The organism is Candidatus Protofrankia datiscae, assembly GCF_000177615.2.
GTDB classification, from domain to species: domain Bacteria; phylum Actinomycetota; class Actinomycetes; order Frankiales; family Frankiaceae; genus Protofrankia; species Protofrankia coriariae.
The window spans coordinates 1,120,041-1,141,029 of record NC_015656.1 but is presented as its reverse complement, the minus strand read 5'-3'; the positions used below and the strand labels follow the sequence as shown (position 1 = coordinate 1,141,029).

Below are 20,989 nucleotides of genomic sequence, written 5' to 3'. Positions count from 1 at the left end.
CACGCGACGGTGCATCCGGTTGAAAGATCGAGAAGCCGCGCGGACCCGGCAGCCGTTTGGCCGCCGGAAAGTGCGACACAACCGTGGCGGCTCGTAAAGCGTCTCACGTGCAGTGTGGCCCGAGACGAGAGAGGGAGTTGTACGCATGGACTGGCGCCACAGAGCGCTCTGTCGCGACGAGGATCCCGAGCTCTTCTTCCCGATCGGTACTACCGGTCCGGCTGAACGCCAGGTCGAAGAAGCAAAGGCCGTCTGCCGGCGGTGTGCTGTGACAAGTGATTGCTTGAGCTGGGCTCTTGACACCGGGCAGGACTCCGGGGTCTGGGGCGGTTTGAGCGAGGATGAACGCCGAGCGCTCAAACGCCCAGCGCGCACCCGCGTTCGCACCGCCTGAGCAGTATCCACCAGCACCACACCAGCTCGAGCCGTACGACGACTTCCCAGATGGCCATGCCGTGAGGTATCGGTCACCGGGGTGCTGTCGTGCGCCTTGGAGCTGCTCCTGTCCGTGTCCGCATCGTTTGCCAGCGAAGCCGACGGAACTCGCTGTACCGGTGTTGAGACGGCAGAAAACGACAGGCCAGGACGGGGTGGGACGGTGCCAGGCACGGTGGTGCTGTACCCACCTCGACGGTCTTCATAACACCGATCTTGGAAAAATTTTTCAGTCCCGCAACGGGATGGAGAGCAGGGCCTCGGTGCCACGCTCCGCTCCCGCCTGAAGACGGATTGCTCCCTGCATCTCACCGAGGACGAGCTGGCGCACGATCTGCAGACCGAGCCGGGGAGAGTGCTCCAGCTGGAAGTCCTCAGGCAACCCGGCGCCGTTGTCGGCGACCACCACGTCCAGCCGGTCGGGATACCGCCGGACCCGCAGCTCGATCGAACCAGCGGAACCGTCGAACGCATGTTCGACAGCATTCTGCAGAAGCTCGGAGAGCACAAGTGCCAGCGGCGTGGCAAGCTCACCGGGCAGCTGGCCGAACGATCCCCTGCGGGTCGTGCTCGCCCGGGTCCCGGTCGAAGCCAGATCCACTGTCACCGACGTGATCTGGTCAGCGATCTCGTCGAAGGGCACCGACTCGCCGAGGCTCTGCGAAAGGGTCTCGTGCACGACGGCGATCGAGGTCACCCGCCGCACCGACTCCCGCAACGCCAGGCGTGCCTCGTCCACCTTGGTACGACGCATCTGCAGGCGCAGCAGGGCCGCGACCGTCTGCAGGTTGTTCTTCACCCGATGGTGGATCTCGCGGATGGTCGCGTCCTTGCTCAGCAGCTGCGCCTCCCGGCGCCGCAGATCCGAGACATCGCGGACGAGGACCAGCACCTCACGGGTGGCGCCGGGAAACAGCGGGATCGCGCGCAGCAGCACCACCGTGCTCCCGACCGCGAGCTCCACCTCGACCGGCCTGCGACGCCCGATCGCGTGCCACACGGCCGGCGTGGTCGCGGGCAGGTTCAGCGTCCGGTGCACCGAGCGCAGGTCCTCACCGGTGACGTTGCCGGTGTAACCGAGGCGGCGGTACGCCGACAGCGCGTTCGGACTGGCGAAAATGACCTTCCCCGAGCCGTCCAGACGCAGCATCCCGTCACCGACGCGCGGCGCCTCGGGCAACTCGTCGTTGCCGCCCCGGAACGGGAACGCCCCCTCGGCGATCATCAGTGCCAGGTTGTTCGCGCACTGCAGGTACGCCGACTCCAGCGCGCTCGGCGTCCGGGTGGTGGCCAGGTTGGTGTCCCGCGCCAGCACGGCGATGACCCGGTCGGAGTGCAGGACCGGAATCGCCTCGGTGCGCACCGGCACCCCGCCGTCCCATTCCGGCTCACCCTCACGGGCGATCCGGCGCTCTCGCCACGAGTTCTGCACCACCCACCTGTTGATCACAACGCTGCCGACCTCGTCGTTGTGGTACGCCGTCGGCCCGGTGGTCGGCCGCACCTGCGCGACCACCAGGAACTCGGCCCCCGGGCCGGCTCCGCCGCGGGCCGCCGTGGCCCGGCTGGGCACGAGCAGCAGCAGGTCCGCGAAGGACAGGTCGGCCAACAGCGCCCAGTCGGCCACCAGGGCGTGCAGGTGGTCGATGTCGTCCGCACCAAGATCGGTGCTCTCGCGTAGAAGGTCCTCCAGCGTTCCCACGCAGGCAGATTGCCAGACGCGGCGCCGGCTCGGAGCACGTGTGCCCGATCAGCTTTCCCGGATCCCGGCGCCGCCACGATCCGGCCACTCTCCCGACAACGCGAAAATCATGATCGAATCACCTCTGACGCCAGCGGCTTTGTGTTTCCGGCAGCGCGACAAACCACGATCGCGCTGCCTTCGAGCGAGCCAGCTGAGCGTCTCCGGCAGCGCGACAAACCACGATCGCGCTGCCTTCGAGCGAGCCAGCTGAGCGTCTCCGGCAGCGCGACAAACCACGATCGCGCTGCCTTCGAGCGAGCCAGCTGAGCGTCTCCGGCAGCGCGACAAACCACGATCGCGCTGCCTTCGACGGACCGACTTCCGTGTCTCCGGCAACACGAAAACCATGATCGCGTCGCCTTTGACCTAGGCTTCCTGGTGTGCATCCGCATACCACCAAGGCGGTCGCCGATCCGCTTGGCTGGCTGGACAGCCATGCCCGGCGCCGGGAAGAGGCCGGGCTGCGCCGGGTCGTGCGCCCACGTACGCCCGACTCAGGGGCGCCGGGCGACCCGGCACGCGGGGATCCCACCCGCCTGCTGGACCTGGCCGGCAACGACTACCTGGGCCTGTCCCGCCACCCCGAGGTGATCGAGGGCGGGGTGCGGGCACTGCGCACCTGGGGCGCGGGCTCCACCGGGAGCCGGCTGGTCACCGGGACGACCACCCTGCACGGCGACCTTGAAGACGCCCTCGCCGAGCACACCGGCTTCGCCGCAGCGCTGGTCTTCGCCTCCGGGTATGCGGCCAACCTGGGTGTGCTCACCTCGCTCACCGGGCCCGACGACCTCATCGTCTCGGACGAGCGCAACCACGCGTCGCTGGTGGACGCCTGCCGACTGTCCCGGGCACAAGTGATCATCGTCCCGCACGCCGACGTCGAAGCGGTCGACGCGGCGCTGGCCGAACGGTCGTGGCAACACGCGGTCGTGGTCACCGACTCGGTGTTCTCCGCCGACGGCGATCTGGCCCCGCTGGCCGCGCTGCACACGGTCGTCCGCTCCCACGGCGCGCTGCTGGTCGTGGACGAGGCCCACAGCCTCGGCGTCGTCGGCCCCGGCGGGCGAGGCGCGCTCGCGGACGCCGGGCTCGCCAGCGAGCCGGACGTGATCGCCACCGTCACCCTGTCCAAGGCGCTGGGCAGCCAGGGCGGTGCCGTGCTGGGCCCGCCAGCCGTACGCGCGCACCTCATCGACACCGCCCGCACGTTCATCTTCGACACCGGGCTGGCGCCGGCCTGCGCCGGCGCGGCGCTCGCCGCGCTCGGAATCCTCACCACCACCCCGGAGCTCGCGGACGGCGTCCGACGGCACGCCCGCCACCTGGCCGACCTGACCGGCGCGCCCCGACCGGCCGGCGCGGTCGTCTCGGTCGTCCTCGGTGAGCCGGAACGCGCGGTGCGGGCGACGGAGATCTGCCGTGCGCACGGGGTGGCCGTCGGCTGCTTCCGCCCTCCGACCGTGCCCCCGGGCACGAGCCGGCTGCGGGTCGCGGCCCGCGCCAACCTCACCGCCACCGACCTGGCCCGGGCCGCCGACGCCTTCGCCGCGGCCATCGGCACACCCGGCTGTCCCGGATGACGGTCCTCGTGGTGACGGGGACCGGGACGGGGGTCGGGAAGACGGTCGTCACCGCGGCGGTGGCCACCCTCGCCCGGGATCGGGGCGTCGACGTCGCCGTGGTGAAGGCCGCCCAGACCGGCGCCGAGCCCGGTGAGCCCGGCGACCTCGACCATGTGCGCGCCCTGTCCGGGGTCGAGGAGCTGTACGAGTACGCCCGGTTCCCGGCGGCGCTGTCGCCGGCTGCCGCGGCCCGCCTGCACCGGCGTACCCCGGTGGCGCTCGGCGACGTCGCCCGGCATGTGGGCGAGCTCGCCGAGCGCCACCGGCTCGTCCTGGTGGAGGGCGCCGGCGGGCTGCTGGTCCGCTACGACGACGAGGGCAGCACCGTTGCCGACCTCGCCCGTACGCTGGCCGCGCCGGTGCTGCTGGTCAGCGAGGCCGGGCTCGGCGCGCTCAACACCACCGCGCTGACCCTGGAGGCGCTGGCCAACCGTGGGCTGGAACTCGCCGGGCTCGTCATCGGCTCCTGGCCGGCCAACCCCGACCTCGCCTGTCGCTCGAACATCGTGGACATGGAGATACTCGCCGCGCGTCCACTCGCCGGAGCGGTGCCAGCGGGAGCGGGGCACACCGACGCCGCGGCGTTTCGCGCCACCGCCCGGGCCTGCCTGGCGCCCGCTCTCGGCGGCACCTTCAACGCCCACGACTTCCGAGAGAGTCACAGACCGTGACTCATCTCGGTCCGTCAGCCATCCCGGGGACCTCGCGGACCTGGGCCACCCGGATCCTCGGACGAATCGACGGTCCGTAACCTATCTACCACAGGGAGACCGCTTTGCCGCCGTCAGTAGTCACCGTGCCCGTGCCCTCGCCGACGCAACCGCCGACACCGGCCCGGCCGGCGGCTGACCAGCCAGCAGTCGACCAGCCGACAGCCGTCGGGCGACCCGGCGGGAACGCGCCGGTCACCGACATTCTCCAGGTCGCCCGTGAGCAGGTGCTGGAGCGTGGCCAGGGACTCTCCACCGAACAGATTCTTCAGGTGCTACAGCTCGACGACGACCGGATCGGCGAGGCACTGGCGCTGGCGCACGAGGTGCGGATGCGCTGGTGCGGCCCGGAGGTCGAGGTCGAGGGGATCGTCAGCCTCAAGACCGGCGGTTGCCCGGAGGACTGCCACTTCTGCTCCCAGTCCGGCAAGTTCGACTCACCGGTGCGCTCGGTCTGGCTGGACGTCCCGTCGCTGGTCGAGGCCGCGAAGGCGACCAGGGAGACCGGCGCGACCGAGTTCTGCATCGTCGCCGCCGTCCGGGGACCGGACAAGCGTCTGATGAGCCAGGTTCGGGCGGGGGTCGAGGCGATCCGCGCCGCCGTCGACATCAACATCGCCTGCTCGCTCGGGATGCTCACCCAGGAACAGGTGGACGAGCTCGCCGCGCTGGGCGTCCACCGCTACAACCACAACCTGGAGACGGCACGCTCGCACTTCCCCCAGGTCGTGACCACGCACAGCTGGCAGGAGCGGTGGGACACCTGCGAGATGGTGCGGGCCGCCGGCATGGAGCTGTGCTGCGGCGCCATCATCGGGGTCGGTGAGACGCTGGAGCAGCGGGCCGAACTCGCCGGCCAGCTCGCCGCGCTGGAACCCGACGAGGTCCCGCTGAACTTCCTCAACCCGCGGCCGGGCACACCGTTCGCCGATCTTTCGGTGGTCGGCCCGAAGGAGGCGTTGCGCACCATCGCCGCGTTTCGGCTCGCGCTGCCGCGCACCATCCTGCGCTACGCCGGCGGACGCGAGATCACTCTTGGCGATCTCGCTGTCGACGGGATGCTCGGCGGCATCAACGCGGTCATCGTCGGCAACTACCTCACCACGCTGGGACGGCCCGCCGAGGCAGATCTTGAAATGCTCGCCGACCTGAAGATGCCCATCAAGTCCATGCAGTCCACGTTCTGATCACAGGCTGTCCCGGTCGTTGCGGGCTGGGCCGCAACGACCGGGACGACCGAGGCGCAGGGCGCGCCGGTGGAGCCGCGACCGGCCGCGCGGTGGTGGGTGGCGGGCCGGCGGGTCCGGGTAGAACGGCCGAGGGTAGAACATCGGCTGGGCCGCTCGATGTTCTACCCTCGGAAGCATGACTACCGAGGGTCAGAGGCGTCACGATCACTCTTCTGCCGCGCCCGGGGCGCCGACAGACCGCCGGCAGCCTGATCATGCTTCTGTCGCCCTCGGGGCCCCTCCCGGACCGGCACAGCCGATCCGGGAGGTCCGGCGCAGCCCACTCCCCGGGTCGCCCGGTGCGGCGGAGACGACCTTCTGCGACCGGTGCGGGCGGCCGCTGGCCGACAGCGGGCACGACACCTGCGTCCAGGCCCGGTTGCTGGAACCGCCACGGTTCTGCCAGACCTGCCGGCGGCGGATGATCGTCCAGGTCACCCCGACCGGCTGGACGGCCAGCTGCGTCGAACACGGCACGATCGCGGGCTGACCCCCAGCCCACTCGTCTCCGGGCCCGCTCGTCACAGGCCTGACGGTCAGGCCGCCGGAAGCTGGTCGAGGAGTGCGATCAGATCGCCTTCCTGAACGACGTCCCCTTCCCGCACGGCGATCTGGGCGACCAGGCCGCCGTCCTCGCTGAGTACCGGGATCTCCATCTTCATGGAGTCGAGAATCACCAGCGTGCCACCGGCCGACACGGTGTCCCCGACACCGACCACGACCTTCCACACGTTGGCCACCATCTCAGCCCGAACTTCCTCGGCCACGGCTCCCCTTCCCTGTTCCGAGCGTTCCCGCTCCGGCGCGGACATGTGCACAGCGTGAGCGTAGTGTGCGTCGACGCCCGACCGCTGCGCGCCACGTCGACAAAGAAAGTCCCTGTTCGACCACCGATCCACCCAATTTCTTGACACGGTGGTAACAACTCCCGCCCCAGGCTCCCTCCGAGCCCACCAACGATCTTCGCTGGACGGACGGGAAACCGGCGCGGGCGGCCAGGCCGCACAGCCGGGGACGCGGCAGCGGAGAACCCGCGACGGCGACCCGGACATGCCGGAATGCCACGCCTGCGATCGAAGACCCCGCGGACAACGCACACTACGAGTGTGTTCGTTCTCCTTGTGCTTGCCCTGGTGGGCGGTGTCACCGTGGGACTGATCCGCGGTGGCACGCTGGACGCTCTGGTTCGTGTCTATGTGTCACGCCCGTGGATGTTCGTGGCCACGATTGCGGCCCTGAGCGTGAGCCGGTTCATCCCCGGCCTGTACGCGGCCGCGTGGGTACTGGCCACGGTGGCGGTCGCGCTGTTCGCCGCGGCGAACTCCCGGCTGCCCGGCGTCGGCCTGCTGTGGGCCGGGATCGCGCTGAACACCGTCGTGATCCTCGCCAACGGCGGTCAGATGCCGGTGTCACTGTGGGCGGCCGAACGGGCCGGCGTGTCCGCCAGCGAGATATACGCCTCCGCCCAGCACACACCGGGCGATGACAACACCGTCCTGCGCCCGGCCACCGACGTGATCCCGCTGGCGTTCCCCGGCGCGGGGGCCGTCATCAGCATCGGCGACGTCCTGGCCGCCGCCGGCGTCGGCATGTTCGGCGCGGTCGCGCCGGTACGGGCCCGCCGAACCCTGGAGTCCCGCCTTACCCCCAAATAGCGGCTTTGCCGCTATTTGGGGACCCCTGGCGGAGTGGCTGGTCGTCGCGTGGGCTTATCGATCATCTGATGATGATCGATAAGGAAAAGGAGTGGGGCGTCCAGGGGGCTCGCCCCGTGGGGGCCCGGGGGCTCGCCGTGGGGGACGAAGTCTCGCGTGGGGCCCGGAGGTCTCGCCGTGGGGGCGGGGGCTTCGGCCCAGCAAGGCCCGTAGCCGGTCCGCGGTCCCGCGGTCTCGCCGGGGGCACGGGGGCTTTGGGCGTGGTGCCGGAGGGGGCTTCGGGTGTGACCGGGGAGGGTGTTTCGGTGTCGCGGGTGGGCTGATCCACATCGTTCGGGTGGGCCGGGTGGCCGGGGGCGTGGGCGTCGGTGGGGTGTGGTCTGCGGGCGGGCGGAGTCGGCTGCGGTGGGTGGGGGTGGCGGTCTGGCAGGATGGCCCGAGCGGAAAGGAGGTTCCCGACGTGGCGAAGAAGAAGCGCAAGCGGCGCGCACGCGCCAAGAGCAAGGCCAACCACGGCAAGCGCCCGAACACCTGATCCCCGCGAGCACCTGACGTTCCTCGGATGACGCTCTTCGGGCCACGGGCGAGTTCAGACGCGGGCAGTCACGGATCTGTCGCACTGCTCGCGTCCCGCGTGCGGCCGCGAAGCCACCTGCCGGGAGCGGCAACGGCCCGGTGGCGACCCACCGGGCCACAGCCCAGTCCAGCGGGCCACAACCAACCGGCCAGAACCAACCGGCCGGCCAGCAACACCGGCCGGGACACAGCGTCCGCCGGCCTGTGACGAGCGGCGAACCCGCCGCCCAACGGCGGGGAGGCTGCGGGGACAGCCGGGAAGAGGCGCTGGTCAGCCGGTGGCGGTACCGATCCGTAGCCACTGCACGGTCTGCCGCAGCCCGTCGTCCAGATCGACCTGGGGCCGCCAGCCGACCAGCCGGGCCGCCCTGCCGATGTCGAGCGCGATCCGTTGCAGCTCACCCGGCCGGGGCGGGGCGAACTCGGGGGCGTCCGCCACGCCGACGATCTCCGCGATCGCGCTGTGCAGATCCCGGACGGTTGTCTGCGTGCTGGTACCGATGTTGAGGCGTTCACCGTTGGCGGCATCCGACGGGACGGACCGGGCGAAGGCGTCCGCGACATCGCCGACGAAGACGTAGTCACGGGTGGTCGTGCCGTCACCGAAGATCCTCGTCGGACGACCCTCGAGCATCGCCGTTCCGAAGATCGCCACCACTCCGGCCTCGCCGTGCGGATCCTGACGGGGGCCGTAGACGTTCCCCAGCGCCAGCGCCGTCGTGGCCAGCCCGTACGTGGACCGGTACACGGACAGGTAGAGCTCGCCGGCTGCCTTGCCCGCGGCGTACTGCGACTCGGGGGCCACCGGCACGGTCTCGTCCACCGGCAGGTGCTGTGGCGTCCCGTAGATCGAGCCGCCGGAGGAGGTGTGGACGAACTTCCCGACGCCGGCCAGCCGGCTCGCCTCCAGCACGTTGATCGTCCCGAGCACGTTCAGCCGGGCGTCGAGCAGCGGGTCGCTGACGCTCACTCGCACGTCGATCTGGGCCGCCAGATGCAGGACGACGTCGGGACGGATCCGCTCGACGACGCCGATCAGCTCGGCGGACGTGATATCCACCTTCTCGAAGGAAAACCGGTGGTCACGCAGGGCAGGGCCGAGGTTCTCAAGCCGACCGGTGGACAGGTCGTCGACCCCGACGACATCATGGCCGTCGGCGAGCATACGGTCAGTGACCGTGGAACCGATAAAACCGGCCGCGCCGGTGACGAGGATACGCACGGCACAAGAGCCTAACCGCCAGTCGGACGGTCGGCTGTCATGGCCAACCCCCTTGTTCGGCCTTATTCGGCGCGGAACTCCGCGGTGTCGGCGTCGATGCGGGCGGCCCGCAGCCGTTCCAGGACGCTCTCCCGGAGCGACTCGGGAGCGCGCTCCCCGCCGCATCTGCGGGCCACCAGCAGCTTCACCTCGTGTTCCACCCCGAACTCCCGAAGGCACGGAGAGCATTCGTCCAGGTGGGAACGAACCAGATGTTTGTGATCGAAGTCGATCTCACCGTCGAGATAGAGGTAGACCGCTTCCAGAACCTTCCGACAGTCGACCGCGGGCGGGTCCCCACAGCTCACGATCCACCACCGTCGGTCTCGGAGCTGCCGGCCCGGACCAGGCCGCGTTCCCGGGCGTAGTGCTCAAGAGCGGTACGCAGCCCGCGACGGCCACGATGCAGGCGTGACATCACAGTACCGATCGGGGTACCCATGATCTCCGCGATCTCCTTGTAGGCGAACCCCTCGACATCCGCAAGATACACCGCAATACGGAAATCCTCGGGCAACGCCTGGAGCGCCTCCTTGACATCGCTGTCCGGCAGATGCTCCAACGCCTCGGTCTCAGCGCTCTTCAGACCGCTGGACGTGTGCGACTCGGCGTCGGCGAGCTGCCAGTCCTCGACCTGCTCGGTCGGGCTCTGCAACGGCTGGCGCTGACGCTTGCGGTAGGTGTTGATGAACGTGTTCGTCAGGATACGGTAGAGCCACGCCTTGAGATTTGTGCCTTCCTGGAACTGGTGGAAGGCGGCGAACGCCTTGACGAAGGTTTCCTGCACCAGGTCTTCGGCGTCGGCCGGATTACGCGTCATCCGCAGCGCCGCCGCATAAAGTTGATCAAGAAAAGGCAGGGCATCTCGCTCGAAGCGGCTGCTGCGCTCCTCGACGGTCTCGTCGACCAGGACCACTCCCTCGTTCCTTGGGTCGTCCGCGGGATACCGGCTCACGGACGTGCCGGCGGCCCCTGGAACGGACGATACCCTGGCAGGTGCGTACGCGCGTGTGGAAAAACCACCGGTACCGGCCGACTCCGGGACGCTTGGCCACCGGGCGGAAGGGTCGATCGGCCCATCATGCGGCCGGGGCGCCGGAGCGGGCGTCGACGCGGTGGCGCGGGCACAGATTACCAGCGACCCAGGGGCCGCGGCTCCGGCCGACACAGCCGCGGACGATACAGCCGCGGCCGACGCAACAGGCATACCGTCGCGAACGTCGTCGCGTCGCCACCGGCCCGCCAGCCCGGTTGCGAACTGGGCAGTCATCGAACCTCCGAACGGATGTCCCCGCCGACCGGAAGCAAAACGATCATGACGGCCTGCGGATCATGAAACGATCAGCTCGGCCCACCGCTCTCCTGCGTCGCGGACGGCTCCAAGAATCCCTGCAGGTGGCGTAACTGCCCGACCAGCCGTCGGATTCCCGGCGATGACCCGGGGCCCCGACCTCGGCGGACGAATGACAGAGGTATCATCACGCCTCCATAAACACGCTGAAAGAGCAACATGAAAACATGAAAAAGTCAATAAAATGTTATTTATCAACACTAATCACTACTAATCGCCATGGGGCAAGGCGAGGAGCGCGGGGCGGAGGGCGGGGCGCACCGTGCCTCGGCGGCTGCCGGGTACTCACGGCCCGGTGGAAGCCAACCGGGCAATGATCCACTCTGTCGCGACGGTCGCCGCCTCGTCGACGACCTCGGCTTCGTCGCGGCCGTCCTTGCGGCGCGTCCGCATGGCGTGGTCGGCGCCAGCCAGGACGTGCACCTCGATGTGCCGGGCCGGGTTCGGATCGGGCATGCCGAACGTGTCCCGGTCCCCCTGGAGCACAAGCACGGGGACACCGGCGGCAAGCAGCTCGGGCAGGCGTGACGGCCGGCTCCCCAGCGGCTCCCGTCCGCCGTCATGGCCGGCATCCTCGCCGAGGTCTTTTTTGGCCGGGGCCTTGGGCCTACCAGGCGAATCCTGCCCAAAGCCCCGGCTATGATCTTTTTTAGCCGGGGCGGCGGGCTTTCCCGGTGGACACAGCGGGAAGCCGAAGGCCACCACCGCGGCGGCTCCGGTCGTGCGGGCGCACCGGCAGGCCACCCTCGATCCCATGGAACGGCCGACGAGGACGACGGGCCGCGGCCGCCCCAGGGCGTCCATGACCGCGTGCAGCACCGCGTCCAGCCGGGCCGGACGATCCGGCGCGCGGCGGCCGGCGACACGGTAGGGCATCTCGAGGCGGGCCACGCCGACCCCACGCCCCGGCAGCCGTCCTGCCAGCACGGCCAGCACACCGGCATCCGTCCCGCTGGCGGCACCGTGCAACAGGACAACAGTTCCTACCGGTGCCCTGGTCGCGGGAACCAGGAACACCCGTGCGCCGTCGACATTCAGGGAAGTCCGATCGGTGCAGGAGGCGCCTGCCATGGCCGTACCCGGGAGAAAAATGTCACCGCTGCCCGTGCGCATCTGTCAGACTTCCCGTGAGTGTGTGTGACTTGTTTCGCATCTTCCCCCCTGAAGGGTAGGAAAGGTCCATGCTGCCGCGTCTCGACGCCGAGCCAGATCAGCCGCGCGGACGAACGCCGACCCTCGTCTATGAGGCCCCCACGGACAGCGATGATCCGTACTGGGCGTTCTACGAAGATGTCGCCGCGACCCAGCTGGCCAGCTGGCTGCCGATGCCACGGATCCGGGTGCTGGACGTCTCCGGCCCACGGACGAGGTTCGCACGCCAGATGGTCACGGCGGGACACGACGTCGTGCGCGTCGTGCCGGCCCCGGACCGTCTGGGTGCCCGCGGTGTCGGCAGGCGCGCGGACGGCCATGCCCGCTCCGGTGGGGCTTCTCCGCGTCCCGGCGAGGCCGGTGGGCCCGCCGCGGTCCGGCTGGGTGACATTACCGGCCCCGGGCGGCTGGTGCAGGTGGCCGGTGACCCCCGGTCACTCGACTGGTTCGCACCGGAGAGCTTCGACGCCGTCCTGGCCGAAGGCCGCGCGCTGTCGTTCTGCCTGGCCACCGAGACGACCCTGGAAGAAATCCACCGCATGCTGCGCCCCGGCGGACGGCTGCTGCTGTGCGTCGACTCGCTGCTGCTGGGCCTGGCCCGGCTCGCCGAACAGCACCGTTGGGCGGAGCTGTCCGACGTCCCGCGGGCCGACGTCGTTCTCGTCCCGGCCGAGGACGGCTCCATCACCCGCTGTTTCTGGCCGGAGGAGCTGCGTGCCCTGTTGACCAGCGCCGGCCTGGACGTCGACTGGATCCGGCCGCGGACGGTGCTCTCGGCCGAGGCGGTGACCCGCGCGGTCGCCTCCGATGTCTCCTGTTTTCCCACCCTGGTCCGCACCGAGGTCGATCTGTCAGCCGAACGCGAGGGCGAGTCGATCGGCATCCACCTGGTCGCCAGCGCCCGCCGTCCCGACTGAAGTACCGCCGTCCCGACCGAAACGCTGGAACATCGTCCTGGCTGGAACACCGTTCCAGCCGTGGCCGAAGTGCGCCGGCGGACGCCGCCGGCGCTCCGCGTCCCGCGTCCGGCATGCTGAACGGGTGACCGTCACCACGGACGTACCCACGGATCCCTGGCCGGCGCCGACGGCCGACCGGCCGGTCGACGCGACCGTGACCATGCCCGGGTCCAAGTCGGCGACGAACCGCGCCCTGATCCTCGCCGCGATCTCCGCCGGCACCAGCCGGCTGACCAGGCCGTTGCGCTCCCGGGACTCGCTGCTCATGGCCGCCGCCCTCGGCGAGCTCGGCGTGGCCGTTGTCGATGACCACGATGACTGGCTGGTCCACGGCCGCTACCCGCTCCAGGCGGCCCCTGCTGCCCGGGTCGACTGCGGCAACGCCGGCACCGTCGCCCGGTTCACCCCCGCGCTGGCCACGCTGGCGCACGGCGACGTCGTCTTCGACGGCGACCCGCGCATGCGGGAACGCCCGCTCACCCCGCTGCTGGACGCGCTGCGGACCCTGGGCGCAGCCATCGACGGCGACCGGATGCCGTTGACCGTGCATGGCCGGGGGCACCTGCCCGGCGGCGCGGTGACGGTGGACGCGTCCACCTCCAGCCAGCTCGTCTCCGGTCTGCTGCTGGCGGCGCCCCGCTACGACCAAGGAGTCACCGTCCGTCACGTCGGCACGCGGCTGCCGTCCTGGCCGTATCTGGAGATGACCGTCGCGGACCTGCGCGTCGCCGGGGCGGCGGTCGAGGTGGACGTCGACCGTCGCCCCGGCGGTGAGGCGCGCTGGTCGGTGGCGGCGGGGCCGCTGCACGCCCACGACCGGGTCATCGAACCCGACATCAACAGCGCGTCGGCCTTCCTGGCCGCGGCCGCGGCGACCGGCGGCCGGGTCGTGCTCGCCGACTGGCCGAGCGGGACCGTCCAGCCCGGGCGCATGCTGCCCGACCTGCTGACCGCCATGGGATGCGTCTGCACCCTGACCACGGCCGGTCTGGAGGTCCGCGGGCCCGGCCGGCTGCGCGGCATCGACGTCGACCTCAGCGACTACGGCGAGGCCGCCCCGACACTCACGGCGCTCGCCGTCCTCGCCGACTCGCCCAGCCGGCTGCGCGGCATCGCCCACCTGCGCCTGCAGGAGACCGACCGGCTCGGCGCGCTCGCGGCCGAGCTGGGCCGTCTGGGCGCGGACATCACCGTGACCGACGACGGGCTGGCCGTCTCCCCCGCGCCGCTGACCGGCGCCCGTCTCGACCCGCGGGCCGACCATCGCCTGGCCATGGCCTATGCCGTGGTGGGGCTGGTCGTGCCGGGCGTGCTCGTCGACGACATCGCCACGACCGGCAAGACCGTGCCGTACTTCCCCCGGTTGTGGGCGCGGATGTTCGACGGGGCGGGCCCGCGCCCGTGAGAACCGGCCGCCACGACCGCACACGGGGTCACCCCGCGCCGTCCGGCCCCGAACAGCACCACCCCGTACCGAGTGGCCCGGCGCGCCACCCCGAACGGCACCGCCCTGAACAGCGCCGCTCCGAGCAACGTCACCCCGAGCAACGTCACCTCGAACGGCGCGGCTGAATGCCCCGCGAGCTCGACGAGGACGACGTCCGGGTGCGGGCCGGGCGCGGGTCGCGGCCGCGTACCCGGGACCGTCCCGACCACGCCGACGCGGTGGCAGCGACCGTGGTGGCGGTCGACCGCGGCCGTTACACCTGCCATCTCGTCGGGGCGGCGCCGCCGGGACCGGCAGGAGAGCCGGCGCCGGAGGCCGGCGGGGCGCTGGTGGCCGCCGTCCGCGGTGGTTCGGTGCGCCGGACCAGCGTGGTCGTCGGTGACGAGGTCGCCCTGGTCGGGGACATCTCCGGCCGTCCCGGCAGCCTTGCCCGGATCGTCGGGCGGGCCGAGCGCCGCAGCGTGCTACGCCGTACCGCCGACGACACCGATCCGGTGGAGCGCCCGATCGTGGCCAACGCCGACAGGCTGGTCATCGTTTGCGCCCTCGCCGACCCGCCGCCGCGGTCGGGGCTGATCGACCGCTGCCTGGTCGCGGCCTACGACGGCGGTCTGGAGCCGCTGCTGTGCCTGACCAAGGCCGACCTCGCCGATGACGCACCCCTGCGCGCACTCTACGCACCACTTGGCCTACCCATGGTGACCACCAGGCCAGACGCCGGCCTGTCCGGGCTGACCGTCCTGATGGCGGCCCACGTCTGCGTCATGTTCGGCCATTCCGGGGTGGGCAAGTCGACGCTGGTCAACCGGCTGGTACCGGACGCCGCCCGGGCGATCGGCGCGGTCAACGCGGTCACCGGCCGTGGCCGGCACACCTCGTCCGCGGCGATCGCCCTGCCGATGCCGGGCGGCGGCTGGGTCGTCGACACCCCCGGGGTGCGCTCGTTCGGGCTGGGCGCGGTCTCCACCGACCGGCTGCTGCGGGCCTTCCCCGACCTGGCTCCGGCCACGGCGGCCTGCCCGGGCGGCTGTACCCATCTGGCAGGCCTCGCCGACTGCGCGCTCGACGAGGCGGTGGCGGACGGCCGGGCGGACCCGGCCCGGCTGGCCAGCCTGCGCCGGCTGCTCGCCGCCCGCTTCGGCGCCGACCCGTCATGACGACCGCAACCGGCTACGGTGAGCCCGGCTACGGTGAGCCCTCCGGCGGCGATGCCGGGTACCGCGATACCGGATACTGCGATACCGGATACCGGATACCGCGATGTCGCTCGTCTCCCGGTGCCGGCCGAGAAGCGGGAGATCGTCCGTGGCCGCCCGTGGTAGTGTCGTCGTCTTCGCCACGCTTGGTGGGCCTCGTTCACGAGGGCTGCCATCCGTCCGGGTGAGGCGCACGCGGGTAGGCTCCCCGCGTGACCAATGCCGCCCAAACAGACGCCCTGGAAGCCGCGGGGACGGACCTGCCGGGATCAGGCCGACAGCCAGCTTCCAGCGGCGCTCGGCCCACCGTCGACGGGTACGCGACCACCGGACACCCGATCGGTGACGACCTCGCCCTCGCCCTCGCCCTCGCGGACGCCGCCGACGCAATCACACTCGCCCGTTTCCAGGCCGTTGACCTGCGCGTCGAGGCGAAACCCGATGCCACCCCGGTCACCGACGCCGACACCGCCGTGGAGGCGATGATCCGTGCGCGGCTGGCCGAGTCCCGGCCCGGCGACGCGGTACTCGGCGAGGAGCAGGGGCTCATCGGTGCCGACACCCGGCGCCGATGGGTGGTCGACCCGGTGGACGGCACCAAGAACTTCGTGCGCGGGGTGCCGGTATGGGGGACGCTGCTCGCCCTCGAGGTAGACGGCGAGGTCGTCGTCGGGGTGGCGAGCGCCCCCGCGATGGGCCGGCGCTGGTGGGCGGCACGCGGCCAGGGCGCGCACACCCGGACCGCGGTCGGCGAGACTCGTTCCCTCGCCGTGTCCGCGGTGGCGGACCTGGCCGACGCCTACCTGTCCTTCGCCTCGGTCGAGAGCTGGTCGGCCGCCGGACGGCTCGCGCCCTTCCTGGACCTGGTCGACGCGGTGTGGCGGACCCGCGCCTACGGCGACTTCTGGTCCCACATGATGGTCGCCGAGGGTGCTGTCGACCTCGCCTGCGAGCCCGACGTCTCCCTCTGGGACATGGCCGCGCTCCAGGTGATCGTCGAGGAGGCCGGTGGCACCTTCACCGACCTGACCGGACGCCGTGGGCCCGGCGGCGGCTCGATCCTGACGACCAACGGCCGTCTGCACACCCGAGCCCTGGGCATCCTCAACCAGCCCGCCCAGCCCGCCGGTCGGTGACCCGTCCCGCCAGGGCCCCGATCGGGTTCGCCCACCGGGGCGCGCCGGGCCGCTTCCGGCGGGAGAACACCCTGGCCGCGTTCAGCCGGGCGCTGGCCGGCGGCGCGGGCGGGTTGGAGTCGGACGTGTGGCTCACCGCCGACGGCGTCCCGGTGCTCCATCACGACGGCGTGCTCGGGCCACCGGGCCGCCGCCGCCGGATCGGTGACCTGCCAGCGGCCCGGTTACCGGGTTGGCTGCCCACCCTGGCCGACCTCTACGCCACCTGCGGCAGCGACTTCGAGCTCAGCCTGGATCTGAAGGATCCCCCGCCAGCCGCCGGGCGGGCGGTCGCGGCCGTCGTCGCGGTGGCCCGGGCCGCGAGCGCGGCGGGACGGCTGTGGCTGTGCGGCAGCCTGCCGGCGGTCCGTCACTGGCGGTCGCTCGACGATCTCGCCGGGCCGGAGCCGGTGCGACTGGTCAACTCCGCGTCCGCGCGGGAGGCCGGCTTGCGCGGCCGTGGCCGCGGCGGCAGTGACCTGTTGGACGGCCTGCTGGCCGCGTACGTGCGCGATGCCGCGGCGGCTGGCGCCACGGTGCTGAACCTGCGGGCCAACGAATGGACCGCGTCGATGGTGCCGGTGGTGCATGCCGGTGGGCTGCTCGCCTTCGGCTGGCACGCGCAGACGTCCGGGACGCTGAACCGGCTGGTGGGATTCGGCCTGGACGGCGTCTACTCGGACTACCTCGGCCGGCTTGTTCGCGCCACGGGCAGCGATACGACAATCACGGACGCGGATGACGTCGACGTCAGGCGATCGGATGAGAGCGATCAATCATCCTCGCTGGCGGAATGACCGGCGCGAATCACCGGGCCCACATTAGGGCCGGGCCACGGATGCCGGCGCAATCCAGCAGGTCAAAAGCGACGTGGCCACGCTTTTTACACGCTGCCGGAAGGCCTCGCCCCCCGGGTCGCTGCTAGGCTCCGCAGGGTGACGGCCCAGGGCGTCGGTACGGCGCTTGGCGCTTCCCCGCCCCGCCAGCTCGGGGCACCCCACCGGAGCCTGCCGCTATAGGCGTCGCGGAGCGTGCTTATTTCGCGGCCGAAGCGGATGGTGACCGGCCGACTCACTCGTCGGCGGCGACTTCGGCGACTTTCAACATCTGCGGCGGAAATCCTGTGCGTTCCGCTACACGCTCGACAGAGTAACCCTGCCGTACCAGGTCACGGGCCTGCTCGAGGGTCCAGCCGCGACCGGGGTCCACCCGGCGGACGACGACCTCACTTGCCTGGCGACGCTCTTCTGGCCAGCTCAGACGCGCACGACGTGTCAACGGTCGACCTCCGATATATCTCTGACTTCAGTTACTACGACAAGGATAGGCCATATTGGCATGACCGCGCTCGACGAACTCCACGATAGCGGGCGTCGGCGACCCAATACGACACCGGGTTGGAACATAGAAGTGGCATCTGTCTCGACGATCTGACGTGATGGCCGGCGGCGGCGTCGAGGCAGGCCATCATACCTGGCTGATCACGACCACTGGACCAACCGGCCCACGGTTGTTCATGCCCGGGAACAGCACGAGGCTGTCACCAGTATGAACCGTTGCGGGTGCGACTCAAACACAACTCCTGACAAGACGATGCCCACGAGCGGCACGCCGACAACCTGAACCGACAACTGCCGTGCGTTCACCACTGGCCACCGGAGCATCGACGTGTCTTCGTTTCCAGCTCACCTTCTTCACCGTGGTTCGGTCATCCGGTTCCCGGCCGGCCCCGTGGCCAGGCAGATCCGCCTCCGTCCGCATCATCACCCCGCCGGTGCCGCCGGTGCCGCCGGTGCCGGCGGTGCCCCCGGCGCCGGCGGTGCCGGACGCCGATGAACCGGCGGCCGACGGTCACCGGCAACCGACCATGTCCCGCTCACGGGTGGGCCGTTGATCCACCCGTCCCCGTGAGCACAGCAGATCCCGCCACTGCCGGGCGGAGTACGTTGCCGGACGGGTGGTGGCCAGAAAATCCTCCAGCACCGCTCGGAAGCGCTCCGGATCGCTGTGATGGGGGAAATGCCCGGCACCCTCGAAGATCTCGAGACGGCTGCTGGGCATCGCCGCGTGCGCGATCCGCGCGTGCTCGACCGGAATCACCGCGTCATGCTCACCCCAGATGATCATATATGGCATTCCGGCGGCAAGATAGCAACGGTCCAACATGGTGATTGCCTGGCCGTGGCTGTCCACCGAGGAGCGCAGCGTCCGCAGAAATGCCGCCCGGGCGGTGTTCACGTGCAGGTTGTCGAACATCCGCATCAGGTCGTCGGCGTCCCGGCCCAGATCGGTGCGCAGCCATCGCAGCGTCCGGGTCACCGCCCAGCCGACCTGGCGTAGCGGGGACGCGGTGGCCAGCGAAAGCACCAGCCCCGACCCGGGAGTGGTCGCCACGGTCCGCAGTACCGGATGCAGATCCGGGCACACCCCGCCGGTCGCTACCAGTACCACCCGTTCGCAACGCTCGGGGAACTGGTAGGCGAACTGCATGGCGATGCCGCCGCCCAGGGAATGGCCGACCACTGTCACCCGGTCGATACCGAGCACCGTCAAAAGGTCACGCATCCCGCACGCGTATCCGCCGATGGAATAGTCACCGCGCGGCTTGTCGGACTCACCGTGACCGAGCAGGTCCGGCACAATCACCGTCCGCCCCCGCGCGAGCAGCGGAACGAGGCCGCGCCAGCTCTGCGAGTTGTCCCCGACTCCGTGGATGAGCAGCAACGCCGGGCCACGGCCCGCCCGTATATAGGCCCTCCGATATCCGTGCACCGTCACATATCGGGTGGTATAGCGCGACGAGACCGATGGCTGGACGGCTCGCGTCACATCCGTGCCGTCCACCGCCGTGGCCAGGTCGTCCCGGCCGTCGCCCGGCAGGCTGATCAGGTCGTGTGCCGTACGAGTGCGAATCTCATCCATGGCCGTCCTCCGACCATTCGCCATCGGTCGGCCGGGTACCGCGCGGTGTGGCGGGATGCCCGCCCGTGGCACCGCCACGACCCGGCCGGCCTCCAACAGCCCGAACCGGTCAGAACTCGATGTTGCTCATCACGTGTTTGACCCGGGTGTAGTCCTCCAGACCGTAGATCGACAGATCCTTCCCATAGCCGCTCTTCTTGAAGCCTCCGTGTGGCATCTCGGCCACCAGCGCTATGTGGGTGTTGATCCATACACAGCCGAAGTCGAGCCGGCGGGCGACCCGCATGGCCCGCCCGTGGTCGCGCGTCCACACGCTGGAGGCAAGCCCGTACTCGACCCCGTTCGCCCAGGCCACCGCCTCGTCCTCGGAGCTGAACCGCTGGACGGTCACGACCGGGCCGAAGATCTCGTTCTGGATCATCTCGTCGTCCTGGCGCAGGCCCGCGACCACCGTCGCCGGGTAGAAGAACCCGGGCCGGTCCAGGGGTTCCCCGCCCGTGAGCACCTCGGTGTGCGCCGGCCTGCGCTCCACCAGGCCGTGGACCCGGCCGAGCTGGCCCAGATTGTTCAGCGGGCCGTAGGCCGCCGCCGGCTCCTGCGGTGGCCCTGTCCGCGTCGCCCGCGCCTGCTCGGTGAGGGCCACGACAAGATCGTCATGGATGCCCGGGGCGGCCAGCACCCGGGTGGCGGCGGTGCAGTCCTGGCCGGCGTTGAAGTAGGCCGCGCCCGCGATCCTCTCCGCCACCTCCTCGGCGTCGACGTCATCGAAGACGATGACCGGCGCCTTGCCCCCGAGTTCCAGATGGACCCGCTTGAGGGAGTCCGCAGCCGTCCGGGCGACCTCCGTGCCCGCCCGGACACTGCCGGTCACCGACGCCATCGCGGGCAGCGGATGGGCCACCAGCGCCCGGCCGGTGTCCCGGTCCCCGCACACCACGTTCAGGACGCCGGGCGGCAGGAACTCGGCGGCGATCTCGGCGAGCAGCAGCGTGCTCACCGGGGTCGTCTCCGACGGCTTGATGACCACGGTGTTCCCCGCGGCGATCGCCGGGGCGAACTTCCACACCGCCATCATCATCGGGTAGTTCCACGGCGTGACCTGCGCGCAGACCCCCACCGGCTCACGGCGGACGAAACTGGTGTGACCGGCCAGGTACTCCCCGGCCGAGCGGCCCTCGAGCAGCCGGGCGGCACCGGCGAAGAAACGGATCTGATCCGCCGACGGCGGGATCTCCTCGTTCATGGTCAGTTCGATCGGCTTGCCGGTGTTCTCGCACTCCGCCCGGACGAGATCCGCGGCACGCTCCTCGACCGCGTCGGCCAGCCTGAGCAGCGCTCTGGCCCGCTCGCTCGGCGTGCTGTCGCGCCAGGACTCGAAGGCGCGTGCGGCCGTCTGGACCGCGGTGTCCACGTCGGACGGGCCGGACAGGGGCGCTTCGGCGAAGACCTCCGCGGTGGACGGGTTCACCAGCGGCATCGTGCGGCCGCCCGTCGCCGGAACGCTGGTACCGCCAATGAAGTTCGTCAGAATCCTGTCCATACGCACACTCCGGTA

At 70.7% G+C, this 20,989-nt stretch carries 20 protein-coding genes; 12 read left to right on the top strand and 8 right to left on the bottom strand.

From position 1 onward, the window contains the following. Positions 1-145 precede the first annotated feature (145 nt). Positions 146-394: a WhiB family transcriptional regulator gene (locus FSYMDG_RS23985; protein WP_013872459.1), complete on the top strand. Its 249-nt coding sequence runs from the start codon at positions 146-148 to the stop codon at positions 392-394. 270 nt (positions 395-664) lie between these two features. On the opposite strand, the gene FSYMDG_RS04785 is transcribed toward FSYMDG_RS23985, so the two are convergent. Next, complete coding sequence (locus tag FSYMDG_RS04785) at positions 665-2,137, bottom strand: sensor histidine kinase (protein WP_013872458.1); 1,473 nt, start codon at positions 2,135-2,137, stop codon at positions 665-667. Between the two features lie 422 nt (positions 2,138-2,559). On the opposite strand from FSYMDG_RS04785, the gene FSYMDG_RS04780 reads away from it, so the two are divergent. From FSYMDG_RS04780 to FSYMDG_RS04765, 4 genes are all read left to right on the top strand, one after another. After that, complete coding sequence (locus tag FSYMDG_RS04780) at positions 2,560-3,759, top strand: 8-amino-7-oxononanoate synthase (protein ID WP_013872457.1); 1,200 nt, start codon at positions 2,560-2,562, stop codon at positions 3,757-3,759. Beyond that, positions 3,756-4,472, top strand: coding sequence for a dethiobiotin synthase (gene bioD, locus FSYMDG_RS04775; RefSeq protein WP_013872456.1), 717 nt, complete (start codon positions 3,756-3,758; stop codon positions 4,470-4,472). Before FSYMDG_RS04780 ends, bioD begins: the two co-directional genes overlap by 4 nt. A gap of 104 nt (positions 4,473-4,576) precedes the next feature. Beyond that, on the top strand, positions 4,577-5,698 hold the full coding sequence (bioB, locus tag FSYMDG_RS04770) for a biotin synthase BioB (protein ID WP_013872455.1): 1,122 nt from the start codon (positions 4,577-4,579) through the stop codon (positions 5,696-5,698). Positions 5,699-5,876: 178 nt separating this feature from the next. Then, positions 5,877-6,230, top strand: coding sequence for a hypothetical protein (locus tag FSYMDG_RS04765; protein WP_013872454.1), 354 nt, complete (start codon positions 5,877-5,879; stop codon positions 6,228-6,230). 46 nt (positions 6,231-6,276) lie between these two features. Here FSYMDG_RS04765 and FSYMDG_RS04760 read toward each other — a convergent pair whose 3' ends face one another. Beyond that, positions 6,277-6,507, bottom strand: a complete 231-nt coding sequence (locus FSYMDG_RS04760) for a biotin/lipoyl-binding carrier protein (protein WP_013872453.1) — start codon at positions 6,505-6,507, stop codon at positions 6,277-6,279. Between the two features lie 339 nt (positions 6,508-6,846). Here FSYMDG_RS04760 and FSYMDG_RS04755 point away from each other — a divergent pair, with 339 nt between their 5' ends. Together FSYMDG_RS04755 and FSYMDG_RS29970 are read left to right on the top strand one after the other, a co-directional pair. Then, positions 6,847-7,395, top strand: coding sequence for a DUF5317 domain-containing protein (locus FSYMDG_RS04755; protein WP_050803332.1), 549 nt, complete (start codon positions 6,847-6,849; stop codon positions 7,393-7,395). Positions 7,396-7,855: 460 nt separating this feature from the next. After that, positions 7,856-7,930 carry a 50S ribosomal protein bL37 gene (locus tag FSYMDG_RS29970; protein WP_369299096.1) on the top strand — a complete coding sequence of 25 codons (75 nt, stop codon included), beginning with the start codon at positions 7,856-7,858 and terminating at the stop codon, positions 7,928-7,930. Between the two features lie 312 nt (positions 7,931-8,242). Here FSYMDG_RS29970 and FSYMDG_RS04745 read toward each other — a convergent pair whose 3' ends face one another. The 4 genes from FSYMDG_RS04745 to FSYMDG_RS27135 form a co-directional block, all read right to left on the bottom strand. Then, a complete protein-coding gene (locus FSYMDG_RS04745; protein ID WP_013872450.1) occupies positions 8,243-9,193 on the bottom strand; it encodes a GDP-mannose 4,6-dehydratase in 951 nt (316 codons plus the stop codon). Between the two features lie 62 nt (positions 9,194-9,255). Continuing rightward, positions 9,256-9,540, bottom strand: coding sequence for a mycothiol system anti-sigma-R factor (gene rsrA, locus FSYMDG_RS04740; protein WP_013872449.1), 285 nt, complete (start codon positions 9,538-9,540; stop codon positions 9,256-9,258). Then, positions 9,537-10,502, bottom strand: coding sequence for a sigma-70 family RNA polymerase sigma factor (locus FSYMDG_RS04735; protein ID WP_013872448.1), 966 nt, complete (start codon positions 10,500-10,502; stop codon positions 9,537-9,539). The genes rsrA and FSYMDG_RS04735 overlap by 4 nt, the downstream gene beginning before the upstream one ends. 366 nt (positions 10,503-10,868) lie before the next feature. Continuing rightward, positions 10,869-11,696 carry an alpha/beta hydrolase family protein gene (locus tag FSYMDG_RS27135; RefSeq protein WP_013872447.1) on the bottom strand — a complete coding sequence of 276 codons (828 nt, stop codon included), beginning with the start codon at positions 11,694-11,696 and terminating at the stop codon, positions 10,869-10,871. A gap of 68 nt (positions 11,697-11,764) precedes the next feature. Between FSYMDG_RS27135 and FSYMDG_RS04725 the strand changes: the two genes are divergently transcribed. From FSYMDG_RS04725 to FSYMDG_RS04705, 5 genes are all read left to right on the top strand, one after another. After that, positions 11,765-12,652, top strand: a complete 888-nt coding sequence (locus tag FSYMDG_RS04725; protein WP_013872446.1) for a methyltransferase domain-containing protein — start codon at positions 11,765-11,767, stop codon at positions 12,650-12,652. A gap of 124 nt (positions 12,653-12,776) precedes the next feature. Then, a complete protein-coding gene (gene aroA / locus FSYMDG_RS04720) occupies positions 12,777-14,099 on the top strand; it encodes a 3-phosphoshikimate 1-carboxyvinyltransferase (protein ID WP_013872445.1) in 1,323 nt (440 codons plus the stop codon). A gap of 167 nt (positions 14,100-14,266) precedes the next feature. Further along, positions 14,267-15,298 (top strand): ribosome small subunit-dependent GTPase A, encoded by a 1,032-nt coding sequence (gene rsgA / locus FSYMDG_RS04715; RefSeq protein ID WP_013872444.1) that lies wholly within the window; start codon positions 14,267-14,269, stop codon positions 15,296-15,298. 377 nt (positions 15,299-15,675) lie between these two features. Further along, positions 15,676-16,473 (top strand): histidinol-phosphatase, encoded by a 798-nt coding sequence (gene hisN, locus FSYMDG_RS04710; protein WP_131772176.1) that lies wholly within the window; start codon positions 15,676-15,678, stop codon positions 16,471-16,473. Continuing rightward, a complete protein-coding gene (locus FSYMDG_RS04705; RefSeq protein WP_013872442.1) occupies positions 16,470-17,309 on the top strand; it encodes a glycerophosphodiester phosphodiesterase in 840 nt (279 codons plus the stop codon). The genes hisN and FSYMDG_RS04705 overlap by 4 nt, the downstream gene beginning before the upstream one ends. A 1,054-nt stretch (positions 17,310-18,363) precedes the next feature. Here FSYMDG_RS04705 and FSYMDG_RS04695 read toward each other — a convergent pair. Together FSYMDG_RS04695 and FSYMDG_RS04690 are read right to left on the bottom strand one after the other, a co-directional pair. After that, positions 18,364-19,434 carry an alpha/beta fold hydrolase gene (locus tag FSYMDG_RS04695; protein ID WP_013872440.1) on the bottom strand — a complete coding sequence of 357 codons (1,071 nt, stop codon included), beginning with the start codon at positions 19,432-19,434 and terminating at the stop codon, positions 18,364-18,366. A 109-nt stretch (positions 19,435-19,543) separates the two neighbouring features. Further along, positions 19,544-20,974 carry a gamma-aminobutyraldehyde dehydrogenase gene (locus FSYMDG_RS04690; protein ID WP_013872439.1) on the bottom strand — a complete coding sequence of 477 codons (1,431 nt, stop codon included), beginning with the start codon at positions 20,972-20,974 and terminating at the stop codon, positions 19,544-19,546. Positions 20,975-20,989 lie beyond the last annotated feature (15 nt).